This window comes from Providencia rustigianii (assembly GCF_900637755.1).
In the GTDB taxonomy this organism is placed as follows: domain Bacteria; phylum Pseudomonadota; class Gammaproteobacteria; order Enterobacterales; family Enterobacteriaceae; genus Providencia; species Providencia rustigianii.
The window spans coordinates 1,365,358-1,384,150 of the sequence record NZ_LR134396.1; the positions used below are offsets into that span (position 1 = coordinate 1,365,358).

General features: G+C 40.8%; 14 protein-coding genes. 9 read left to right on the forward strand and 5 right to left on the reverse strand.

The window, feature by feature from the left end; genetic code table 11:
* Positions 1-90: 90 nt before the first annotated feature.
* Positions 91-1,305 carry a nicotinate phosphoribosyltransferase gene (gene pncB, locus EL244_RS06085; protein WP_006813560.1) on the reverse strand — a complete coding sequence of 405 codons (1,215 nt, stop codon included), beginning with the start codon at positions 1,303-1,305 and terminating at the stop codon, positions 91-93.
* A 458-nt stretch (positions 1,306-1,763) separates the two neighbouring features.
* Here pncB and pepN point away from each other — a divergent pair, with 458 nt between their 5' ends.
* The 3 genes from pepN to EL244_RS06100 all read left to right on the forward strand — a co-directional run bounded on the left by pepN (position 1,764) and on the right by EL244_RS06100 (position 6,508).
* A complete protein-coding gene (pepN, locus tag EL244_RS06090; RefSeq protein WP_126459500.1) occupies positions 1,764-4,382 on the forward strand; it encodes an aminopeptidase N in 2,619 nt (872 codons plus the stop codon).
* 294 nt (positions 4,383-4,676) lie between these two features.
* Entirely contained in the window at positions 4,677-5,687 is a 1,011-nt protein-coding gene (pyrD, locus tag EL244_RS06095) for a quinone-dependent dihydroorotate dehydrogenase (RefSeq protein ID WP_126459502.1), read from the forward strand.
* Positions 5,688-5,962: 275 nt separating this feature from the next.
* Positions 5,963-6,508: a cell division protein ZapC gene (locus EL244_RS06100; protein ID WP_006813557.1), complete on the forward strand. Its 546-nt coding sequence runs from the start codon at positions 5,963-5,965 to the stop codon at positions 6,506-6,508.
* 179 nt (positions 6,509-6,687) lie between these two features.
* Here EL244_RS06100 and EL244_RS06105 read toward each other — a convergent pair whose 3' ends face one another.
* Positions 6,688-7,812: a YcbX family protein gene (locus EL244_RS06105; protein ID WP_039854300.1), complete on the reverse strand. Its 1,125-nt coding sequence runs from the start codon at positions 7,810-7,812 to the stop codon at positions 6,688-6,690.
* Between the two features lie 98 nt (positions 7,813-7,910).
* Between EL244_RS06105 and rlmKL the strand changes: the two genes are divergently transcribed.
* From rlmKL to rmf, 6 genes are all read left to right on the forward strand, one after another.
* Positions 7,911-10,019: a bifunctional 23S rRNA (guanine(2069)-N(7))-methyltransferase RlmK/23S rRNA (guanine(2445)-N(2))-methyltransferase RlmL gene (gene rlmKL / locus EL244_RS06110; protein ID WP_115164127.1), complete on the forward strand. Its 2,109-nt coding sequence runs from the start codon at positions 7,911-7,913 to the stop codon at positions 10,017-10,019.
* Between the two features lie 12 nt (positions 10,020-10,031).
* Complete coding sequence (locus EL244_RS06115; RefSeq protein ID WP_006813554.1) at positions 10,032-11,939, forward strand: ABC transporter ATP-binding protein; 1,908 nt, start codon at positions 10,032-10,034, stop codon at positions 11,937-11,939.
* A gap of 34 nt (positions 11,940-11,973) precedes the next feature.
* Complete coding sequence (gene pqiA, locus EL244_RS06120) at positions 11,974-13,248, forward strand: membrane integrity-associated transporter subunit PqiA (protein WP_071599533.1); 1,275 nt, start codon at positions 11,974-11,976, stop codon at positions 13,246-13,248.
* Positions 13,245-14,894, forward strand: a complete 1,650-nt coding sequence (gene pqiB / locus EL244_RS06125; RefSeq protein WP_126459505.1) for an intermembrane transport protein PqiB — start codon at positions 13,245-13,247, stop codon at positions 14,892-14,894. Before pqiA ends, pqiB begins: the two co-directional genes overlap by 4 nt.
* Positions 14,894-15,448 carry a membrane integrity-associated transporter subunit PqiC gene (gene pqiC, locus EL244_RS06130; RefSeq protein WP_006813551.1) on the forward strand — a complete coding sequence of 185 codons (555 nt, stop codon included), beginning with the start codon at positions 14,894-14,896 and terminating at the stop codon, positions 15,446-15,448. The genes pqiB and pqiC overlap by 1 nt, the downstream gene beginning before the upstream one ends.
* A gap of 308 nt (positions 15,449-15,756) precedes the next feature.
* Positions 15,757-15,927 (forward strand): ribosome modulation factor, encoded by a 171-nt coding sequence (gene rmf, locus EL244_RS06135; RefSeq protein ID WP_006813550.1) that lies wholly within the window; start codon positions 15,757-15,759, stop codon positions 15,925-15,927.
* A 126-nt stretch (positions 15,928-16,053) separates the two neighbouring features.
* Here the strand turns inward: rmf and fabA are convergent, their stop codons facing one another.
* From fabA to EL244_RS06150, 3 genes are all read right to left on the reverse strand, one after another.
* Positions 16,054-16,572, reverse strand: a complete 519-nt coding sequence (fabA, locus tag EL244_RS06140; protein ID WP_006813549.1) for a bifunctional 3-hydroxydecanoyl-ACP dehydratase/trans-2-decenoyl-ACP isomerase — start codon at positions 16,570-16,572, stop codon at positions 16,054-16,056.
* 97 nt (positions 16,573-16,669) lie between these two features.
* Positions 16,670-18,406: an AAA family ATPase gene (locus EL244_RS06145; protein WP_126459508.1), complete on the reverse strand. Its 1,737-nt coding sequence runs from the start codon at positions 18,404-18,406 to the stop codon at positions 16,670-16,672.
* A 195-nt stretch (positions 18,407-18,601) separates the two neighbouring features.
* Positions 18,602-18,778: a GhoT/OrtT family toxin gene (locus tag EL244_RS06150; RefSeq protein WP_071599532.1), complete on the reverse strand. Its 177-nt coding sequence runs from the start codon at positions 18,776-18,778 to the stop codon at positions 18,602-18,604.
* Positions 18,779-18,793 lie beyond the last annotated feature (15 nt).

The following is an 18,793-nucleotide window of genomic DNA, read 5'->3' on the forward strand; positions in this document are numbered from 1 at the left end:
GAAATCCCATATTTCAGGGGTAATCTGCTATGTTACTTGCCATTCGACAGGAAACAAGTAAAAAATCGTTATCGGGCTATTAATTTGGTTTTAGCAGGCTTTTTCCATTTTAGGAAGGTCAAAAGCTTTACGTAGCTGATTAACAAATTCATCATCTTCACAGATGGTTTTACCGGGGCTATCCGATAATTTAGCAACGGGCTTACCATTACACTCCACCAGCTTAATCACGATATTAAGCGGGACCACATTGGGAATATTGCAGGTCAGTCTGGTGCCAATACCAAACACCAGATTAATTTGCTGATGGAAATAGCGATATAATTCTAATGCTTTTTGTAGATCCAAATTGTCAGAAAACACTAATGTTTTCGTATGTGGGTCAATGCCGAGTTTTTGGTAGTGAGCAATCGCTTTTTCTCCCCACTCGATAGGATCTCCAGAATCATGGCGCAGTCCTTGATAGCGTTTTGCAAATTCGCCATCAAAATCCCGTAAGAATGCATCCATCGTAATACAGTCGGTTAGTGCAATACCAAGATGATTTGGATATTCATCTAACCAACTTTGCAGCGCTTCACGTTGGCTATTGGCAAGTTCTGGGCTGATTTGCTGATGGGCTTGGAACCACTCATGGGCTTGCGTGCCTACAGGGGATAAGTCAAGTTCTCTCGCCAACTTGTAGTTGCTGGTACCAACTAAGTACGGAAACTCTTGCTTAAGCATGGCAACAATGGCGGATTGCACTTCATAAGAGAAACGGCGACGCGTACCAAAATCCATTAGCTTAAAGCCTGAAAGATCGAGGTGATGCCCTGAAGCTTCCTGATAAAACAGTGCTAATAATTTACGCAACTGATTCACAGCATCTTGGCTGGAAATTGTAGGGTGTCTATCTCGTTGGGCGATTTCACTGACCAATGCAAGAAGAGGAACTTCCCACATAATCACTTCACGCCATGGACCATGAATACGGATAGCAAGTTGCCCATCATTAGCAACACTGATTACCACCTGATCGGGATTAAAACGGAATGTTTTTAGCCATGCGAGATAATCATCGGTGAAAAATGGCAAAGTACGTAAATAGCCAAATTCGTCATCCGAGAGAGAAAGCTGAGCCATTAATTGAACTTGCTGTCTAATCTCGTTGGCATAACCACCTAAAATATCACTGCTACGACAGCGAAATTCAGCAACAACAGGGACTTGGTTGTATTGGTGAAAAACAGCTTGTTGCATGTGAAGCTTATAAGCATCAGTATCAAGCAGTGATGTAATAATCGGTGTTACGTCTAAATTCATGCGCGCAGAGTTCCTCGCGGAGCTTACTAATTGCTAAATCGTTAAAGTTGAAAAAGTATACCCGCTTTACCAAAAGATTGAAGTGTTATTCTATCTCTATGTTGTATGAGGATTATTCAACTTTAACCCACCCAATTAATTTTTGAGTTCAACGCTATAAATGGGATTATTGGTTTAAGGGCCGTCCCATTGATAATGGAATAACATGTTAAGAACAATAATCACTTAATGATACTAACATGTAAATTAATATTTGATAGGGCAATAGCACCAACAAGCAAACTCGTTTGCCACAAAGTTGGATACTCACGGTATAAATTTGGAAGAACATAATAGAAAAACATCGATTTTTGTGATGCAAATGTTTCTCAAATCCATTCACATTGCCACGTCTTATAGTATTGTATATAGCAATAAGAGACTATGACACGGATATAACGAACCAAAAAAGGTTATCTATGACTCAGTTAAGACAAGCAAAATATCGTCAGGATTATCAAGCGCCTGATTATACCATTACAGAAATTTCTCTTGATTTTGACCTTGATCCCGCCAAAACCATCGTTACAGCAGTGAGTAAGGTAAAACGCCTTAATCCTCAGTCATCAACCCTTGAGTTAGCGGGTGAAGATTTAAGCTTACTTAGCCTTGAAGTAGATGGGCAACCGTGGACACAATATAAAGAAGAGCAGGGTAAGCTAATTATTGAATCATTACCGGAAGCATTTACGCTCCGTATTGTGAATGAAATCAGCCCTGAGAAAAATAGTGCCTTAGAAGGGTTATATGTTTCTGGTGATGCGTTATGTACGCAATGTGAAGCTGAAGGTTTCCGTCACATTACTTACTATTTAGACCGTCCAGATGTTTTAGCTCGTTACACTACCACTATTACGGCAGATAAAGCTCGCTATCCTTATTTATTATCCAATGGTAACCGTATTGCTGAAGGTGAGTTAGACAATGGGCGTCATTGGGTTAAATGGGAAGATCCATTCCCAAAACCAAGTTACTTATTTGCGCTAGTTGCGGGTGATTTTGATGTTCTACGTGATGTCTTCGTGACGCGTACAGGACGTGAAGTTGCCTTAGAGCTGTTTGTTGATAAAGGCAATCTAGACCGTGCTCCGTGGGCAATGAAATCCCTACAAAATGCAATGAAATGGGATGAAGAGCGTTTTGGATTAGAGTATGACCTTGATATCTATATGATTGTAGCAGTTGATTTTTTCAACATGGGCGCAATGGAAAATAAAGGTCTCAATGTATTTAACTCTAAATATGTCTTAGCGAAGAGCGAAACGGCGACGGATAAAGATTATCTGAATATTGAATCAGTCATTGGCCATGAATATTTCCATAACTGGACGGGTAACCGCATTACTTGTCGTGATTGGTTCCAATTAAGCCTAAAAGAAGGGCTGACCGTATTCCGCGATCAAGAATTTAGTTCAGATTTAGGCTCTCGATCCGTTAACCGTATTAATAATGTTAAAGTGATGCGTGCGGCGCAATTTGCGGAAGATGCTAGCCCAATGGCACACCCAATTCGCCCAGAAAAAGTTATCGAAATGAATAACTTCTATACACTCACTGTGTATGAGAAAGGTTCTGAAGTCATTCGTATGATCCATACCCTACTTGGCGAAGAGATGTTCCAAGCAGGTATTCAGCTATATGTTCATCGTCATGATGGTAGTGCAGCAACCTGTGATGATTTTGTACAAGCGATGGAAGATGCATCGAATGTAGATCTTTCTCTATTCCGTCGTTGGTACAGCCAGTCGGGTACGCCAGTATTAACAGTGCTCGATGAATATTCACCAGAAAAACAACAATATACATTGCATGTCAGCCAAATGACACCACCAACAGCGGATCAAGCGGATAAACAGCCATTACACATCCCATTGGATGTTGAGCTTTATGGCGAAGACGGTTCAGTGATCCCGCTAATGCGTGAAGGTAGCCCCGTAAACTCAGTATTGAACGTGACTCAAGCATCGCAAAGCTTTGTTTTTGATCATGTAACCTCACATCCGGTGCCTTCTTTATTACGTGAGTTTTCTGCGCCAGTGAAGTTAGATTATCCTTATACCGATGAGCAATTAGCATTCTTGATGCAGCATGCTAGCAACGAATTCTCTCGTTGGGATGCAGCGCAACAATTAATCAATAACTACGCTAAAATCAATGTAGAAAGATTGCATAAAGGTGAAGCGTTAATTCTGCCAGAGCATGTTGTCGATGCATTCCGAGCAATCTTGCTCGATGAGCAAATCGATCCTGCATTAGCGGCATTGATTTTAACGTTACCATCGGAAAATGAGATTGCAGAGCTATTTACTGTGATTGATCCGGTAGCGATCCACACCGTTATTGATTTTATACATAGCACGTTAGCGAATGAAATGTTCGATGAACTGTTAGCAGTCTATCGTTCTATTAATATTGCAGAGTATCGTGTTGAGCATAAAGACATCGCTTTACGTTCATTGCGTAATACGTGTTTGCAATATTTAGCGGCAGCAGAAGATCATGCATTTGCGAATAAGCTGGTTGAAGAACAGTATCGTGGTGCGGATAACATGACTGATTCATTAGCGGCATTAACTGCCGCGAATGAAGCTGGCTTGCCATGCCTCGCAACGCTGATGGCAGATTTTGATGATCGTTGGCACCATGATGGTTTAGTCATGGATAAATGGTTTACGTTGCAAGGAACGAACCCATCCAAAGATACGGTCAACACAGTACGGAAACTGTTAAATCACCGTTCGTTTAGTATGACTAACCCGAACCGAGTTCGTGCATTAGTGGGGGCATTTACGTCAGGAAATCCTGTTAATTTCCATGCAGAAGATAGCAGCGGCTATCAGTTCCTGTATGAAATTTTAGTGGACCTTAATACACGTAACCCACAAGTTGCCTCTCGACTGATTGAGCCACTAATCCGTTTAAAACGCTATGATGCGAAGCGCCAAGGCTTAATGCGTGATGTGCTTGAAAAATTAAAAGGCTTAGAAAATTTATCGGGTGATTTGTTTGAAAAAATTAGTAAGGCATTAGAAAGCTAATTAAGTTTCTGAGCAGTTACAGCCCTTAGGTAGTGATACTTAGGGGCTTTTTATTGATAAGGGATCTCCCCAGATTGGATCGAAATCAATCAAATAGCACTTTTAGTGATATTTTCATGGATTATTACCCTGTATATCGGTTACCCTAGCAGGCGTTTTATCAAACCACTCTCATTTCATGCTCATAAACTTAGTTTAGTGAGTGTTTTTTCGCGCGCCAAGCATTTAAGTAGTCCGGCCCGCACTGAGAGATTTGTCTTCAATCGCACTTAGACAGAAAATAGGTTAATAGATATGCTATATCATCTTGCCCGAAAGGCACTCTTTCAGTTTGATCCTGAAAAAGCCCATGAGTTAACGTTCCGCCAGCTTCAGCGTTTAAATAATTCCCCCCTCCAATTTCTTCTCCGTCAATCTGTTGCTACCAAACCCGTTCAATGCATGGGACTTTCCTTTAAAAATCCATTAGGTTTAGCCGCAGGTTTAGATAAAGACGGCGAATGCATTGATGCATTTGGTGCGATGGGGTTTGGTTTTATAGAAATAGGCACGGTCACCCCACGCCCGCAAGTGGGTAATGATAAGCCACGGCTTTTCAGAGTGGTGGAAGCTGAAGGGATTATTAACCGAATGGGGTTCAACAATAAAGGTGTTGATAACCTCGTTGAGAATGTCAAAAAATCAACTTACGGTGGGATTCTCGGGATTAATATCGGTAAAAATAAAGACACGCCAGTTGAGCAGGGTAAAGATGATTATTTGATTTGTATGGATAAGGTTTATACCCATGCAGGTTATATTGCGATTAATATTTCATCACCGAATACTCCGGGCTTACGTACATTACAATATGGCGAAGCACTGGATGACTTACTCAGTGGTATTAAAGCTAAGCAACTTGAGTTGCAATCATTGCATCAAAAATATGTTCCAGTTGCAGTGAAAATAGCCCCTGACTTAACAGAAGAAGAAATTATTCAAGTGGCAGATAGCTTGGTAAAACATAATATCGATGGCGTTATTGCCACGAATACCACGCTAGATCGCTCATTAGTTCAAGGTTTAAATCACTGTAATGAAGCTGGGGGATTAAGTGGTCGTCCGGTACAATTAAAAAGTACCCAAGTGATTAAACTTATTTCTCGCGAATTAAATGGCAAGCTTCCTATTATTGGTGTGGGCGGAATTGATTCATTAACCGCGGCAAGAGAAAAAATGGAAGCGGGTGCTTCATTAATCCAAATTTATTCTGGTTTTATTTATCATGGACCAAAATTAATAAAGAATATTGTTAATCATATCTAAAAAATGATGATTTATTATACAAGGGGGTTTATTTATTCCCCCTTTTATCCTATATTAATATTAAACCTAGTTTTATATCCATGAAGTGACAGGTTACGCATATATTTTTTATTTAGTAATTTAATTTACCTACGTAGTTTGCCTATGTTAATCAGTCTGTCGTATGTCTTAATCTTTTAGGCGCTAGGATATAATTAAGTTTATGTTTAGGTAAGATCCTTATTAAGGATCAACTTAAAATTTTATTTGCCTATAAAATCGCTAAAGGATCGTTTATGAATATTAAACCTGATGATCATTGGCGTTGGTATTTTGATCGTGACCATGACAGAGTGATGTTAGATCTCGCCAACGGCATGATATTCCGGTCGTGTTTTCCTGCTAAAATGCTAACGTCCTTTGCACGTAATGAAATGCCTTTTAGTATTGAAGACGCTGGGGAATTTTATCTATTTGATGAGCAGGCAAAGAGGCTAAATATTAGTCATGAAGAACGCGCTGAATTAGTCTTAAATAGCCTTGTTGCTTATCGTTTTTTAAAACCTCAGATGCCGAAAAGTTGGTATTTTAAATCGTTTCATTATATTGATGCGCCAACTCAAGGTCAGTTAATTCAAGTTTGCTTAGAAAATACGAATACCTATTCAACATTTATTATTGCTGAAGCAGGTGCTTCTGCAAGTTTATGTTTATTAGCTGAGTCATCACTTGAATTACCCGATCGAACTTTACGGTTTTGCGATCCAATTAAGATCATGAATGATCGAATGGCGCATTATCAATCTAAGAGTAAGCGTCAGCTTTATGTGAATGCCATTTAATAGATCATGAATGATCATGGTCAGAAATAGATTATTTGAAAAAGAGATGGGTAGATAATATAAAGCTATAAAAATTGTTACTTATCTGTGATATGAAAATAGTAATATTTTTAATTTATCTCATTTTCTAATCCCATTAGAAAAATAAATTCTTTAATGGGATTATTGGGCATTAGATACTAGTTTTGATTTTTCATAAATGCCAACTTAATCGCACTTTTGGGGATACAACTGCAGGCGAGAATATCACCATTTTCCTTTATTGCACTTTGCTTTAACGGCGTGACTTCGCCCTCTATGAGCGAGATACGACAACGACCACAAATCCCAGCGCGGCAAGAATAAGGAATGGATAAACCATGGTATTCCAGCTGTTCAAGAATTACGTGCTCTGTATTGCCTTCATATTCAGTCTCTTCAAACATTAAACTAATTTTACTCGGCGATACTTGAGTGGTCTGCGCAACTGGAACCTCTCTTTCTCGTAGTGGATATTGCTTTGCAGATTTCGTTTCGAGTACAGTCAGAGTATCACCTACCCGGATCACGCCAGTATTTTCAATGAGTAAATTTTGACCAAAATCAACATCGCCACTGTCATCCATTCGGAATGTTTGCAAGGTTGCTAAAGGTTCTGCATTAGGATGTTTGATGCCTTTTTCTGGGCTGACTGTGGTTAAAATACAGCGGCTACAAGGCTTATCCAATGTAAAAATAATTTCGCCGATTTGGACTCGTTGCCATGTATCTTCTTCAAAGGGTTTAGCACCCGTAATAATTAAGTTTCCACGGAATTGCTCAAGTTTAATACTCGCTGGGCAGCGGCGTTGTAACTCTTGCACTGAGGCTTCATTGATTAATAAGAAAGGGTAACCATCGGCAAAAGAGAGGGGGACTTCATGGTGTTTTTTGACGCGGCGAGATAGCTCAGGACTTAGCCAACGTAATTGTACTGGCTCATCAAAAAAGGTACTTAACCAAGTATTTATTGCATCAGGAGCAATAAGTGCATGAAAATGATTCCCCCAAACTTCTGTGGGACTCTGTTTCTGACCAAAGTCCTGATACAATACGCTAGCACTTTCGCCATTTGGTGCTCTGAGATAGAGCCCATTATTGAGCATCGCGGGCGTAAATAGTAACATCTGCGGATATTTTCGCGCAGTGATAAACTTACCCTCTAATGTGGTGACCATAAAGTTACGATCGAATGTTAGCCCGCTTGTATCTGCAAATGCGTGGGATAAGCGGATGCCTCTCATTGATTTGACCGGGTGTGTATAAAGGCGCGAAAGCGTGATCATTTTTTAATCCTATAATTGTTGTTCAGCAACTTTATGACAAGTGCATGAGATTAGCTATAATGCGCAACAATTTTTCATCGAAATCGGTAATAAATACTATGAATTCTCTGTTTGCCAGCACAGCTCGAGGCCTGGAAGAACTACTGAAAACGGAATTGGAAGCTCTTGGAGCTAGCCAGTGCAAAATTGCACAAGGGGGTGTCTATTTTCAGGCTGATGACCGGGTGATGTATCAGAGTCTGCTGTGGAGCAGATTGGCATCCCGTATTCTATTACCTCTGAATGATTTTGATGTCTACAATGACCTTGATTTATATCTTGGTGTACAAGCAATCGACTGGTCAGAAATATTCTCTGTGAATGACACATTTGTGGTGCATTTTACGGGAACTAACGAAGAGATCCGCAACAGCCAATACGGTGCATTGAGAGTCAAAGATGCCATCGTGGATAGCTTTGTTCGCAAATTAGACCAACGTCCTGATGTGGCACGCCAAGAAGCAGATATTCGCGTTAACGTTTATTTGAATAAAGAACGCGCGAGTGTTGCATTAGACCTCAGCGGTGACTCGCTGCATATTCGTGGTTATCGCGATCTAGCAGGTCAAGCGCCATTAAAAGAGACATTAGCGGCGGCGATTGTTAACCGTTCGGGTTGGCAAAAAGATACCCCAATGATTGACCCAATGTGCGGCTCAGGAACGTTATTAATTGAAGCGGCGATGATGGCTGCGGATAGAGCGCCGGGTTTATATCGTCAGCATTGGGGATTCAATGCGTGGTTAAAACATAATCCTGAGTTATGGCGTGAAGTGGTGACCGAAGCACAAGTTCGTTTTCGTCAGGGCTTAAAAGAGACAACTTCACGTTTTTATGGCTTTGATATCGATAAGCGTGTGTTAGATATGGCGCGTGCTAATGCGCGTCGTGCAGGTTTACAAGATTTAATTACCTTTAATCATGGTGATGCCGCAGCACTGGAAAATCCAGTAAAAACCGATATTAAGGGAACAATTCTCAGCAACCCTCCATACGGAGAACGTCTGGAAAGTGAGCCTGCCTTAATTGCATTGCACAGCCAACTTGGTCGGGTTGCTAAAGCCCGTTTCCCTGGCTGGCGTTTGTCGATTTTTAGTGGGTCACCAGAGTTATTAAGCTGTTTACAGCTACGTTCAGAACGCGAATTTAAAGCGAAAAATGGTCCATTGGATTGTGTACAGAAAAATTACCAATTAGCCGATGTTCCTTCAGAAACAGTTGCTGAAATTTCCCCTGATTTTGCGAACCGTCTCCGTAAGAATTACAAAAAATTGAGCAAGTGGGCAAAACAACAGGGCGTTGATTGTTACCGTGTATATGATGCCGATTTACCTGAATATAATGTCGCGGTTGACATTTACGGTGACAAAGTGGTGATCCAAGAATATGCACCACCTAAAACGGTGGATGAGCGTAAAGCTCGCCAGCGTCTATTCGATGTGATCACTGCGACCATGAATGTGCTTGAGCTGACATCAAATCAATTAGTGTTAAAAACGCGTCAGCGTCAAAAAGGCAAGCAGCAATATGAGAAATTAGCACAGAAAGACGATTTCTTTTTAGTGAACGAGTATAACGCTAAGTTACTGGTTAACTTAACTGACTACCTCGATACAGGGTTATTCCTTGACCATCGAATTGCTCGTCGCCTATTAGGGGAAATGAGTCGCGGTAAGGACTTCTTAAATTTATTCTGCTACACCGGCACAGCAACGGTTCATGCTGGTTTAGGTGGGGCAAAAAGTACGACATCCGTCGACATGTCCCGTACTTATTTAGAGTGGGCAGAGAAAAACTTACAAGCCAACCAATTAACAGGTCGCCAGCATCGTTTAATGCAAGCGGATTGCTTGAGTTGGTTAGCGAATTCAGATGAGCAATTCGACTTGATCTTTATCGACCCACCTACGTTTTCTAACTCAAAACGTATGGATGGAACTTTTGACGTTCAACGTGACCATGTACAACTGATCACCCATTTAAAACGTATGCTACGTCGTGGGGGAACCGTTATGTTCTCAAACAACAAGCGTGGATTCAAAATGGATATGGATGCATTGAATGAGCTTGGCTTAAAAGCACAAGAAATCACGGCTAAAACACGTTCAGAAGATTTCGCACGTAACCGTCAAATACATAACTGCTGGTTAATTAGCCACGCAGAGTAAGGAATAGAATTAATGGCTTTAATTAATTTATCTGGTGCATATCTGGCATTCAGTGATGCACCCTTGTTAGATAATACTGAAATACATATTGAAGATAATGAACGCGTTTGTTTAGTTGGGCGTAATGGGGCTGGGAAATCAACTCTAATGCGCGTGTTGACCAAAGAACAACCATTAGATGATGGTCAATTGATTTACGAACAAGATCTGATTGTTGCTCGTTTACAGCAAGATCCACCGCGTAATGTGGAAGGAACTATTTTTGATTTTGTTGCCGAAGGTGTTGCTGAGCAGGCGAAATACCTCAAGGATTACCATCATCAACTTAAATTAGTGGAAACAGACCCAAGCGAAAAGAATTTAAATAAATTATCGGATCTGCAAGAAGTTTTAGATAATTTAAATTTATGGTTACTAGATTCTCGCATTAATGATGTATTGAAAAAACTGGGATTACCTGCAGATGCGGAATTATCTTCTCTATCGGGTGGATGGTTACGTAAAGCGGCATTAGGACGAGCGCTAGTGAGCAATCCTCGCGTCTTATTCTTAGATGAACCAACGAACCACTTAGATATCGAAACTATTTTGTGGCTGGAAACCTTTTTGAAAGATTTCCAAGGTAGCATCGTCTTTATTTCCCATGACCGCTCATTCATCCGCAATATGGCAACGCGCATTATTGATTTAGACCGTGGGCAGCTTGCTTCTTGGCCAGGTAATTATGACGATTATCTGATTAGTAAAGAAGAAGCTTTACGCGTTGAAGAGATGCAAAATGCAGAATTTGACCGCAAATTGGCCCAAGAAGAAACTTGGATCCGCCAAGGAATTAAAGCGAGACGTACTCGCAATGAAGGTCGAGTTCGAGCATTAAAAGCATTACGAAATGAACGTTCAGAACGCCGTGAAGTCATGGGAACTGCTCGTATGCAAGTGGGCGAAGCGGCTCGTTCAGGTAAAATTGTATTTGAACTTGAAAATGTTAATTATCAAGTTGATGGGAAAGTTTTAGTTAAGGATTTTTCTGCACAAGTATTACGCGGTGATAAAATTGCATTGGTGGGACCGAATGGTTGTGGTAAAACCACACTGTTACGTTTGATGTTGGGTGATTTACAAGCAGATAGTGGGCGCGTGCATTGTGGAACGAAATTAGAAGTTGCTTATTTTGATCAACATCGCGCAGCTTTAGACCCAGACAAAACTGTCATGGATAACCTTGCTGAAGGTAAGCAAGAAGTGATGGTTAATGGAAAACCTCGCCATGTATTGGGGTATCTACAAGACTTTATGTTCCCACCAAAACGGGCGATGACTCCGGTCAGAGCCTTATCCGGTGGTGAGCGTAATCGGCTATTACTGGCTCGTTTATTTTTAAAACCAAGTAACTTATTGATTCTTGATGAACCAACCAATGACCTCGATGTTGAAACGTTAGAATTGTTGGAAGAGCTAGTCGATGGTTATCAAGGTACTGTTTTGCTTGTTAGCCATGATAGAGAGTTTGTGGATAACAGTGTTACCGAGTGCTGGATTTTCGATGGTAACGGTGAAATTAAACGTTTTGTTGGTGGATATTTCGACGCTCAAAAACAAAAAGCACAAACCGTGAGTCTGAAATCTGAGCAAACAAGTAAAGTAGCGACGTCAGAAAAAGAGACAAAATCAAAAGAAGCACCGAAGCGCACAAATAAATTAAGTTATAACTTACTGCGTGAGCTTGAGCTGTTACCCGCAAAATTAGAGCAACTTGAAGGGGATATCGAAGCTCTTCAAGCTCAAATTGGGGATGCAGATTTCTTTAATCAGCCTCATGATGTGACTGAGAAGGCATTAAGTACTCTCGCCGCTAAAGAGCAGGAATTAGAACAGGCGTTTGATCGTTGGCAGGAGCTAGAGCTATTGAAAAATAGCTAATAAACGATAAAAAATATAAAGGAGAAAAAACACCTTGTGTTCCCATGCGTCCCATGAACATGTGCTCTGTCCTCAGTGTGACATGATGGTTGCCGTTCCTGAATTGGAACAGGGCAATAAAGCCACGTGTCCGCGCTGTGAAACGACGCTAATATCTAAGTGGCGGTATCCCTATAAACAGCCCGCAGCATATGCATTTAGTGCATTAATTATGCTGGTGGTTGCGTGTTTTTTCCCATTTGTAAAAATGGGGGCTGCGGGGATTGAAAATGAAATTTCGATGATTCAAATCGTCGAAATTATATTAGGCACTCGATATAGCGGTTTAGCACTGTTTTTTCTCCTTTTTTCCTTAATTATTCCTGCATTTTGCATGGTGACTATTATCCTTTTAGGGTTACAAGTTCACTTGCCCAAAATGGTAAAAGTAGTGATTACCCGCATTCTATTTCAAATGAAGTCTTGGTGTATGGCCGAGATTTTTTTGGCGGGTGTATTAGTCAGTTTTGTCAAATTAATCGCCTATGGTGATATTGGTATTGGGGCGAGCTTTTTACCGTATTGTGCATTTTGCATGATGCAAGTTCGTGCTTTCCAATGTTTGGATCGTCACTGGTTATGGAATCGCATTGAAGCTGCACCGAAGCTGCATAAGCCGCTGAAAGTCGGGCAGACTGGGATCAGTCAAGATGCAAGGCTATGTCTAGTATGCACAGCAATTCTGCCCGCCGACCAATCTCAGTGTCCTCGTTGCCATTCCCATGGTGGTGTACGTAAAAACCAAAGTATACAGTGGACGCTAGCGCTGCTATTCACCTCGATCCTGCTTTATATTCCGGCTAACGTATTGCCAGTGATGACGACTAATACGCTGGGGAGTGATATCCACTCTACTATCATGGATGGCGTATTGTTGCTTTGGGAAGATGGCTCATTTCCTGTTGCGATGATTATCTTTATTGCCAGTATTATGGTTCCAACATTAAAAATGATTGGGATTGCGTGGTTGTGCCTTGATTCAAAAGGCTTTGGAAATCGCGATCCTCATCGAATGCATTTTATTTATGAGCTAGTGGAATATGTCGGCCGCTGGTCAATGATTGATGTGTTTGTGATTACCATTTTGACTGCATTGGTTCAAATGGGGCAACTTATGAACATCGTCCCTGCACCGGGAGTGATATTCTTCGGTGTGGTCGTGATTTTAACGATGTTTTCGGCAATGACCTTTGATCCTCGCTTAACATGGGATCGTTGTGAGAAGAGAAGTGCAGTTAAGACTGTTGAACAAGAAGGAGCTACAGGGTGACAGATCAAGAAACACCACAGGGCAATGCCAAAGTGAGTAAGTTAAAAAGTTGGTCACCAGTATGGGTGATCCCGATTGTAACTTTATTAATTGGTGCTTGGATCCTGTTTTACCATTTTAGCCATCAAGGTCCTGAAGTGACGTTGATCACTTACAGTGCTGAGGGGGTTGAAGCGGGTAAAACAAAAATTAAAAGTCGCAGTGTTGATATCGGGGTCGTGGAAAGCGTTACCTTAGATTCTAATTTTAGTCGCGTTATCATTAAGGCAAGACTAAACAGTGGAATGGAAGACTTACTGCGTACAGATTCCGCGTTCTGGATTGTGAAACCGACCATTGGCCGTGATGGCGTTTCAGGTCTTGGAACCTTGCTCTCCGGTGCATATATAGAATTGCAGCCGGGACTTGCCTCAAAAGAACATTTCGAATTTACGCTATTGGATACACCTCCGTTAGCTTCACCAGATGCAAAAGGCAAACGGATCATTTTGTCGAGTGATAAGGCCGGGCAGCTTAATGCCGGAGACCCCGTTTTATTTCGCGGATATCGTGTCGGCTCGGTTGAAACCAGTAGTTTCGACATGGATAAGCGTGATATGCGCTACCAATTATTTATTAATGCTCCTTATGACAAATTGATTAGTAGCAATGTGCGCTTCTGGAAAGATAGCGGTATTGCATTCGATATGTCATCCCAAGGGGTTCATGTTTCCATGGGTTCTGTAGCGACATTATTGACTGGCGGCGTGAGCTTTGATGTTCCACAAGGTTGGATTCCAGGTGACGCTGTTAAAGAGAATGCTGAATTCCAGCTATTTGACAATCAAACAAGTATTCAAGATTCTCTGTACACGACATACCAAGATTTTGTCCTGTTTTTCTCAGACTCTGTTCGTGGACTGCAGCCGGGGGCACCCGTTGAATTCCGAGGCATTCGCCTAGGTACCGTAGCTCAAGTGCCTTTCTATACGCCGGGTCTAGATCAAACACTGGATAATAATTTCCGAATTCCAGTGCTAATTCATATTGAGCCGGAACGTTTTGCTCAAGATGTTGGCAAAGATTTCAATCTAAAAAATGAATTGAATCTGGCAATGAAAAATGGGCTGAGAGCGTCATTAAAATCAGGCAATTTATTAACTGGGGCACTCTATATTGACCTAGACTTTATTCCTGATGTTCCTGAATATAAAGGACCATATGTGATTGCCGGTTATAAAATCATCCCAACCCACAGCGGTGGCTTAGCGCAAATCCAACAGAAGGTTATTGCGGTTCTTGATAAGATCAACAATATGCCAATTGAGCCAATGCTGAAGCAAACGACACAAACATTAGCGGAAGGTCAAAAACTGGTTCAAGAAGCGAATCAGATGTTTACTCAGTTGAATAAACTGATGAATAGCAAAGAATTCCAAAGTTTACCGAGAGATATGCAAAGATCGTTGCAGGAAATGAATAAAACGATGCAAGGTTTCCAACCGGGTTCACCTGCCTACAATAAAATGGTCGATGACATGCAACGTTTAGATCAAGTTTTACGTGAAGTTCAGCCATTATTACGTACGTTAAATAACAAGAGCAATGCATTAGTTTTCGAAGCCGAGCCAACCAAGGACGTTGTGCCTAAAGGAGTGAAAAAGTAATGAGATATTTATTATCAATCGCTGTTTTACTGTTGGCTGCATGCAGTAGCACCCCAGAAAAAATGTATTACCAACTACCGATGAAAGCGCCTGAGGCACAACAAGCGGTGGTGATGGGCAAAGGTCAGGTTTGGTTACAACGAGTGACTTTATCTGATGTATTGACCTCTAATGGGATTACATATCAAACATCGGATGTTGCTTATACCAATGCGAGTGCACATTTATGGGCGAGTCCTTTAGAGCAGCAGCTAGGCCAGTCAATGGTTCGTGAATTATCGGCTGCATTACCTGACCGATTAATTTCATTGCAACCCTTACAAAATTCGCCTGAGACGTTAGATATTACGTTAACGGCATTTAATGGTCGCTATGATGGTAAGGTGTTAGTTCAAGGATTTTGGACCTTAATCCAAGGTGACAGTATTGTACGTCGTAATTTTGATATCCAATTAGACCAATCGGAAGATGGATATCCAGAATTAGTTCGCACTTTAGCGAGTGGTTGGCAACAAGTCGCCAGTGATATTGCTAAAGAGATTAGTAAGAAATAATTCTTATTGATTACTCGATTTGAATAAAATGCACTGCGCTAAAAACGTAGTGCATTTTTATTTTAATGGTTAAAAATAAAATATTTAATTTAGTATAACTGAATGATAAATAATGATTAAGATAGTATTTATTGAAATATCAGCCGGTTATAAATATCACTCTGCACACATCACATTTACAGTATTTATGACACTAATATAAAATTCTTTACTTGCTTTTCTCATCAACGAACGTTATTTGTATAGTGTATCTATTCTGAAAATAGATACTGTTTTCTTTTCCATTTTAATGATGAGGGAAGTAAGGCATGAAAAGACAGAAGCGAGACCGTTTAGAAAGAGCTTTATCTCGAGGTTATCAAGCAGGTTTAACGGGACGTTCTAAAGAGCTATGCCCATATCAGGCAATTGATGCGCGCTCGCATTGGCTCGGTGGCTGGCGAAAAGCGATGGAGGATAGAGCGGCAGTTGCCGTTTAGCTTACCAGTCATTATGATTTTTTAGATTAAAAACTTGAACCGTTTCGGGGAGTTAATTTAGAACAATCGATCCAATTATAAACCTCCGCATTTGCGGAGGTTTGCATTTTAGGGATAAGCGGATAATTAAAACGCGCTCGTATCCTTAAATAGACCGACTTTCAGGTCATTTGCGGTATAAATCAGTTTACCGTCAACAAGAACCTCACCATCAGCTAATCCCATAATCAATTTACGGTTAATCACACGTTTAAAATTGATACGGTAAGTGACTTTCTTCGCAGTAGGTAATACTTGACCGATGAATTTAACTTCACCAACGCCGAGAGCGCGACCTTTACCTTCTCCGCCTAACCAGCCAAGGTAAAAACCAACTAGTTGCCACATTGCATCAAGACCTAAGCAGCCCGGCATGACAGGGTCATTCGTAAAATGACAGCCAAAGAACCAAAGGTCTGGATTGATATCCAGTTCTGCTTCTACATAGCCTTTGTTGAATGTACCACCATCCTCGGTCATTTTGATGACACGATCCATCATCAACATATTACCTGATGGTAGCGGAGGACCATTTTCCCCAAATAATTCGCCTCTTCCAGAAGCCTCTAAATCTTCTTTTGTATAGGATTCGCGTTTATCAACCATGATCTTCAGATAGCCTTTATCTATGTGTAAGCCAACAGGATAGCTTACACTTGTACGCTGAACAACTCCGATCTGCTAAAATTTACTCAATATTTACTTAGCCAAGCCATTTTAAAAACCAAGGTAATCTTGCTTTATCAGGCGAGTTGGCTTGATTTATGCGTTCTTGAATTAAAGCTAACAGGTGTACATTATCACCTTCAACTTGCTGCTCAAAATAGGGCTGTTTAGTGAGAAGAGTGACTGCTTGAGCAACATGTTCCACAGGCCAAATATGAAATTTGCCTTCTTTCACTGCATCAATAACGTCTTCTTTTAGGCATAAGTGGCGAACATTAGACATTGGAATAATGACGCCTTGATTACCCGTTAATTCACGTTTGTCACAAATATCATAAAATCCTTCGATTTTTTCATTTACTCCCCCAATTGGCTGAACATAACCAAATTGGTCAACGGAGCCTGTTACGGCAATTTGTTGGTCGATGGGTTGTAATGATAATGCACTAATTAATGCGCATAGCTCAGCCAATGAGGCGCTATCGCCATCAACTTCACCGTATGACTGTTCAAAAACAATAGATGCGGAGAATGGCTGTGGTTGCTCCAATTTTAATTCATAGTTGAGGTAAGCTTGCATGATCATCATGCCTTTCGCGTGGATATTTCCACCCAATTCAGCTTTACGCTCTACATCGGTAAATTCTCCATCCCCGAGATGAACCACACAAGTGATCCGCGAAGGTTCACCAATAGCATCAGGATATCCTGGATATTGTAAAACGGATAAGCCATTAATTTGCCCAACCATTTCACCTTCTGTTTTAACGAGTACTTGTTCTTGCAGAATGTCATCCTGATTCCGTTCTACAAGGAAGCTATGACGCCATAATCGGTTTTCTTCTGCTTGAGCAAATGAATCGCGGGTCAATAAGCCTTCAGGGGAATAATGGGATGCATCTGTTAAACGTCGTGTTAACCAGTGAATATCAAGAGGAAGATTATATTTGTCTTCACAGCTACGAGCCGCTTGTATGACTAATGAAGGCCAGCCATCTGCAGCAATCTCAGGTAATTTATTTTTGTTGATAATTAATTTGACGAAGTTCATCCATAGACTTAATTGATCTTCATCTTCAAAGAACATTAATGGCTCATATTCACCATAAATGGCACTTTCAAATAATTCAGGTGCAGCCAGCTCAAACTCTTCAAGAGTCAGCCGATCTCCGACAATAATAACTTTCAGTTCCAGTGGATGAGGCTCAACATCAATCGGTAGGGTTTGATTCTCACTGTATGGTAGCCACTCTAGCTGACGGCGCATCACCATGTTTTTTAAGCGAGTCCACATTAATGGTTGAGTTACGAAAGCGCTCGCGGAGATGACTAGTACGCCCCCATTAATTTGATGTAGTAAACCAGGAACTAAATTCATCGTCGGAGTGATATAGCCAAACAGCTGCTCTGGTTCTATCCATTCACGATAGGCTATTTTGTCTCGGGTAGAGAAGCGGCTGTGAATATCATTTTTCCATTGATATGACTGCTTGTCCTCAGAGAGTTGATAATCTCCGTGTATCGTTTTAGTTTCAGTTAATAATGGCGTGATCGAGTCCGCGAAAAATTTTAAGTATTCTTCGCTTTCATCAGACTTGATGAACATAAAACGTGTTTGTGCATATTCGTGAACGAAACGCTGCATTCCATCAAATAATCTTGGCTGGATATCAGACAGCGTTGAAGGTGTTAAAGTCGCTGAAGAGACAAATTTTGTCTGGAAAGACGATAAGTTAGGCGTTAGGCCTTGCCATGTTAGTTCTTGACTGATCACTATAATTATCTGCTATTAGTATGGTTATCAATAATGCCTGCCAATTAGCTGGGCGCGTATACCTGAGTTTATTTCGATTTTGTCTGTTTTATATACGGTTTCAGGCAAATTAGTGACCTTAAGATACCTTAAAGTCAAGATTGTTATATTAGCCTTTAGGAGCCAATCTTGCAGCAATAATTGTTGAAATATCGACTAGAATAAAGAAAACATAAGTACGACTGGTAAGCTCATAGGCCATGTTAAGCCAATAAGTATGGCACTCAGGAGTCTCATATAAAAATTAGGATCTTTGGTTACCAGCAGGGTGAATAACATAGAACATACGCCTCCAATCCCATAGATGAGGAGTATGTGTTCAAAAGTGGACATGCGATTTTAGTAATT

Bases quoted from the DNA above. Each gene is read 5' to 3' on its own strand.
- pncB (WP_006813560.1), bottom strand. From the start codon at position 1,305: ATGAATTTAGACGTAACACCGATTATTACATCACTGCTTGATACTGAT.
- rmf (WP_006813550.1), top strand. From the start codon at position 15,757: ATGAAAAGACAGAAGCGAGACCGTTTAGAAAGAGCTTTATCTCGAGGT.
- EL244_RS06100 (WP_006813557.1), top strand. From the start codon at position 5,963: ATGAATATTAAACCTGATGATCATTGGCGTTGGTATTTTGATCGTGAC.
- EL244_RS06150 (WP_071599532.1), bottom strand. From the start codon at position 18,778: ATGTCCACTTTTGAACACATACTCCTCATCTATGGGATTGGAGGCGTA.
- EL244_RS06105 (WP_039854300.1), bottom strand. From the start codon at position 7,812: ATGATCACGCTTTCGCGCCTTTATACACACCCGGTCAAATCAATGAGA.
- fabA (WP_006813549.1), bottom strand. From the start codon at position 16,572: ATGGTTGATAAACGCGAATCCTATACAAAAGAAGATTTAGAGGCTTCT.
- pepN (WP_126459500.1), top strand. From the start codon at position 1,764: ATGACTCAGTTAAGACAAGCAAAATATCGTCAGGATTATCAAGCGCCT.
- pqiC (WP_006813551.1), top strand. From the start codon at position 14,894: ATGAGATATTTATTATCAATCGCTGTTTTACTGTTGGCTGCATGCAGT.
- pyrD (WP_126459502.1), top strand. From the start codon at position 4,677: ATGCTATATCATCTTGCCCGAAAGGCACTCTTTCAGTTTGATCCTGAA.
- rlmKL (WP_115164127.1), top strand. From the start codon at position 7,911: ATGAATTCTCTGTTTGCCAGCACAGCTCGAGGCCTGGAAGAACTACTG.
- EL244_RS06115 (WP_006813554.1), top strand. From the start codon at position 10,032: ATGGCTTTAATTAATTTATCTGGTGCATATCTGGCATTCAGTGATGCA.